Origin of the sequence: Mesorhizobium sp. M7A.F.Ca.CA.002.04.1.1, from assembly GCF_004022805.1 — a bacterium.
Lineage (GTDB): Bacteria > Pseudomonadota > Alphaproteobacteria > Rhizobiales > Rhizobiaceae > Mesorhizobium > Mesorhizobium ciceri.
In genome coordinates this window covers 1-3,473 of record NZ_RZPL01000616.1, presented here as the reverse complement: position 1 = coordinate 3,473, position 3,473 = coordinate 1, and the positions used below count along the sequence as shown (strand labels likewise).

At 62.3% G+C, this 3,473-nt stretch carries 4 protein-coding genes; 1 reads left to right on the top strand and 3 read right to left on the bottom strand.

Annotated elements, in window-relative coordinates; genetic code table 11:
• Positions 1-237 precede the first annotated feature (237 nt).
• Positions 238-1,026 (top strand): fumarylacetoacetate (FAA) hydrolase, encoded by a 789-nt coding sequence (locus ENZ75_RS25365; protein WP_013532642.1) that lies wholly within the window; start codon positions 238-240, stop codon positions 1,024-1,026.
• Here the strand turns inward: ENZ75_RS25365 and ENZ75_RS25360 are convergent.
• The 3 genes from ENZ75_RS25360 to ENZ75_RS25350 form a co-directional block, all read right to left on the bottom strand.
• Positions 1,023-1,826 carry an ABC transporter permease gene (locus ENZ75_RS25360; RefSeq protein WP_013532643.1) on the bottom strand — a complete coding sequence of 268 codons (804 nt, stop codon included), beginning with the start codon at positions 1,824-1,826 and terminating at the stop codon, positions 1,023-1,025. The two genes, ENZ75_RS25365 and ENZ75_RS25360, sit on opposite strands and share 4 nt — an antisense overlap.
• Entirely contained in the window at positions 1,826-2,659 is an 834-nt protein-coding gene (locus tag ENZ75_RS25355) for an ABC transporter permease (RefSeq protein ID WP_013532644.1), read from the bottom strand. Before ENZ75_RS25355 ends, ENZ75_RS25360 begins: the two co-directional genes overlap by 1 nt.
• 25 nt (positions 2,660-2,684) lie before the next feature.
• A partial coding sequence (locus ENZ75_RS25350; protein ID WP_128278400.1) for an extracellular solute-binding protein occupies positions 2,685-3,473 on the bottom strand: 789 nt, incomplete at its 5' end.

Here is a 3,473-nt window from a genome sequence, read left to right as displayed (position 1 = left end):
TTCTGCGTGTTCTGACAGATATAGCCATTCGACGCGCAGAGGCGATGGCGATTCGTCATCGGAATGATGGATGCCGATGATCTCGAAAGGGCGGCTTTGCCAAGACCACCGTCGCGGGCACCACGCCGTGAACATGGACTCTCGATTCCTGGTCACATATTCTCGCTCCATACAGCGTCGCATGACGCAATGTTTCCTTGCCGTTTTTGATCCAGGAAGCAATTTCGGAAGCTGATGATGCTCGATGCAGAAAAGACCAGGGCTGCGTCGCGGTTGTTGGTAGGCCACTGGGACAAGGGCACCCGTCTCGACGCCATACCCGAGGCGTTGCGCCCACAAACACGGCTCGAAGGTTACGCTGTCCAGTCGCATGTCATGGATCGCTCGGCGGCTCCGCTTTTCGGCTGGAAGATTGCCGCGACCAGTCTGGCGGGACAAAGGCACATCAACGTCGACGGCCCCATGGCCGGACGTCTCCTGGCCGAGAAAGCGGTGGAGATCGGCGGGACCGTTTCCCTGGCGACGAGCAAGATGCGCGTGGCCGAGATCGAGTTCGCTTTCCGTTTCGGCCGCGAGCTGCCGCCTCGTGCGGCACCCTATGAAATCGCCGAGGCGATGGAAGCCGTGGCGAGCTTGCACCCGGCGATCGAAATCCCGGACTCACGGTATGACGATTTCTGCGCCGTCGGGGCGCCGCAGCTCATTGCGGACAATGCCTGCGCCAATCTGTTTGTCATCGGCGAGGCGGCGGAAGACGACTGGCACGACGTGGATCTTGCAAAGCACCCCGTGATCGCGTCCGTTTCCGGAAGGTCGCAACATAGCGGATCGGGAGCAGCCGTATTGGGCGATCCTCGCATCGCGCTTACCTGGATCGTCAATGAACTGTCGGGCCTGGGCATAGCGCTTCAGCCGGGACAGGTGGTGATTACCGGCACCTGCGTGACACCGATAAGCGTCGAGGCAGGCGACGAAGTCATCGGCGATCTAGGCAGGTTTGGCCGCGTCTCGGTGCGGTTTGTCTAGGCTCCGCGCTGCCTGGCCACGAAACTGCGCACCGCCAGCACCAGCACGGTGATGATGATCAGGATCACCGACAATGCCGCGATCGCCGGGTCGATGTTGTCGCGCAAGCCCATCCACATGAGCCGCGGCAGCGTGATGGCGTTGACAGAGGTGATGAACAGGGTGACGCCGATTTCTTCCCAGGACAGCACGAAGGAGAGAAGTGCGGCGGTGACGATGCCGAACTTGATGTTGGGCATGATGACGCGGGTGGCGCGCTCCCACACAGTGGCCCCTAAGCCCCGCGCGGCAAGGTCGATGCGGCGGTCGAGCTGGCTGAGAGAGACCAGCATCAGCACCGTGGCGAAGGGCACGGTCATCACCGAATGGGCCATGGCGACGCCAAGCCAGGTGTCGTAGCCGAAGAACGCGCTGAAACCCGAGATCGAGGTGAGCAAGAAGTAGAGCGTGATCGCCGAGACCACCGGCGGCACCACCATCGGCAGTAGCACGAAGCCGACCAGGGCCGCGGTGAAGCGCGGCTGGAACATCCAGACGCCAAGGCTGAAGCACAGCGCCAGCACAGTTGAAAAGGCGCTGCTGACGACACCGATGCGGATCGAGAGCAGAATCGATTGGAGCCAGCGCGGGTCTTCGATCAGCGCCCGGTAATGGCGCAGCGACAGTTCGCCCGACGGCATGGCCAGCATGCGGCTCGGCGTCAGCGACACCGGGATGACGGCGAGCAGCGGCATCAGCAGGAACAGCGCCACGAAGGCGGCGATGATCAGCGAGACGGGACCGGGGCGGTAGGTCGGCATCAGATCAACTGCTTCGGTCTGACATATCGGAACAAGAGCGCCATCAGCGCGCCGACGAACAGCACCAGCACGACGCTGATCGCTGCACCCAAGCCCCAGTCCGGGCTCTGGAATATCCTGAGATAGATCAGCTCGGCAATCATGACGCTGCGGCCGCCGCCAAGGATCGCTGGCGTGACGAAGAAGCCGAGCGAGAAGACGAAAACGATCATCGCCGCGCCTATGATGCCGGAGCGCGTCATCGGCACGAACACCGTCCAGAAGGTGCGCATGCGGCTGGAGCCGAGCCCGCGCGCCGCCAGGAGCACGCGGTCGTCGAGGCTGCGCATGGCCGATGCCAGCGGAAAAACGGCGAAAGGAATGAGGAAGTGCGTCATGCCGACGATGACGCCGAATTCGTTGCGCACCAACGCCAGCGGTTCGGAGATGAAGCCGATCGCCTGCAGCCACGTGTTGATCAGGCCGCGATTGGAGAGCAGCGCCACCCAGCCGAAGGCACGGGTCAGCACGGAAATCCAGAAGGGAACGAGAATGCAGAACTCGGCGATCAGGCGCTGTGCCGGGGTTCCACGCACCCAGACGACGGTGATGGCGTAGGCAGCGGCCACCGAGACCACGGTGACGACCGCCGCGATGCGCAGCGTGCGGATGAACACCGACTGCACCAGATCGTCGGTGAGCAGCGCCTCATATTGGCCGAGGCCGGGCGTCGGCAGCGTAAAACTCCATTTGACGACGCCGAGGAACGGCCAGGCATAGGCCAGGACAAGAAACAGGAGCAGCGGCGCCATCAACAGCGCCGCGCCCATCCTGTCGGAGAGATAGGATCTCATGTCCACCCGATTATCCCGGCCCTGATCAGGCCGAGATGATCTTGGTGTATTCGTCGAGCGCCGGCCCGTAATTTTTGGCGTACCAGTCCATGTCGAGCGCGATCTGCTTCTTCATGTTCTCGGGATCGACCGGGTTGATGCGCTTCTTGTCGGCCGTGATCAGCGCGTCTGCCGCCGGGTTTGCAGGACCTTGGCCGAGCTTGTCGAACATGACCAGCTGCTTTTCAGGGTCCTGGGCACTGGCGATGAACTTCATCGCAGCGTCCTTGCCGCCGGGGTTGTTCTTGAGCACGGCCAGCGCACCGGGCGAGATCAGTCCCTGATCCCAGATGAACTTGATCTTGCCGCCCGAATCCTGCTCGATCAGCGAAGCGCGCGTCGACCAGACGATCGCCATCGAGGCCTCGCCATTGAGCAGCACGCTCTGGCTTTCGGCGCCGCCACCCCAATAGGCAACGACGTTTTCCTTGAACGCGGCGATCTTGTCATGGGCGCGCTTGAGGTCGAGCGGGTAGAGCGACGCCGGCGCGATGCCGTCGGCCAGAAGTGCTGCTTCCCAGCTCGATACGCCCCATTTGTAGAGCGAGCGCTTGCCGGGGAATTTCTTCACGTCGAAGAAATCGGCCATGCCGGTCGGCGCGTCCTTGCCGTACTTCTCGGAATCATAGGCGATGACATAGGAGAAGAAATAGGTCGAGGCGGCGTATTCCCAACCAAAGCCGGGCCGCATCTTCTTCTTGTCGACGATGTTGTAATCGATCGGCTCGAGAGCCCCTTGGGCGCCGAGCGTGATGGCCGAGAAGGGGTCTACGTC

What these genes read in the sequence shown, in the direction of transcription:
- ENZ75_RS25365 (WP_013532642.1), top strand. Translation starts at nt 238, where the DNA reads ATGCTCGATGCAGAAAAGACCAGGGCTGCGTCGCGGTTGTTGGTAGGC.
- ENZ75_RS25355 (WP_013532644.1), bottom strand. Translation starts at nt 2,659, where the DNA reads ATGAGATCCTATCTCTCCGACAGGATGGGCGCGGCGCTGTTGATGGCG.
- ENZ75_RS25360 (WP_013532643.1), bottom strand. Translation starts at nt 1,826, where the DNA reads ATGCCGACCTACCGCCCCGGTCCCGTCTCGCTGATCATCGCCGCCTTC.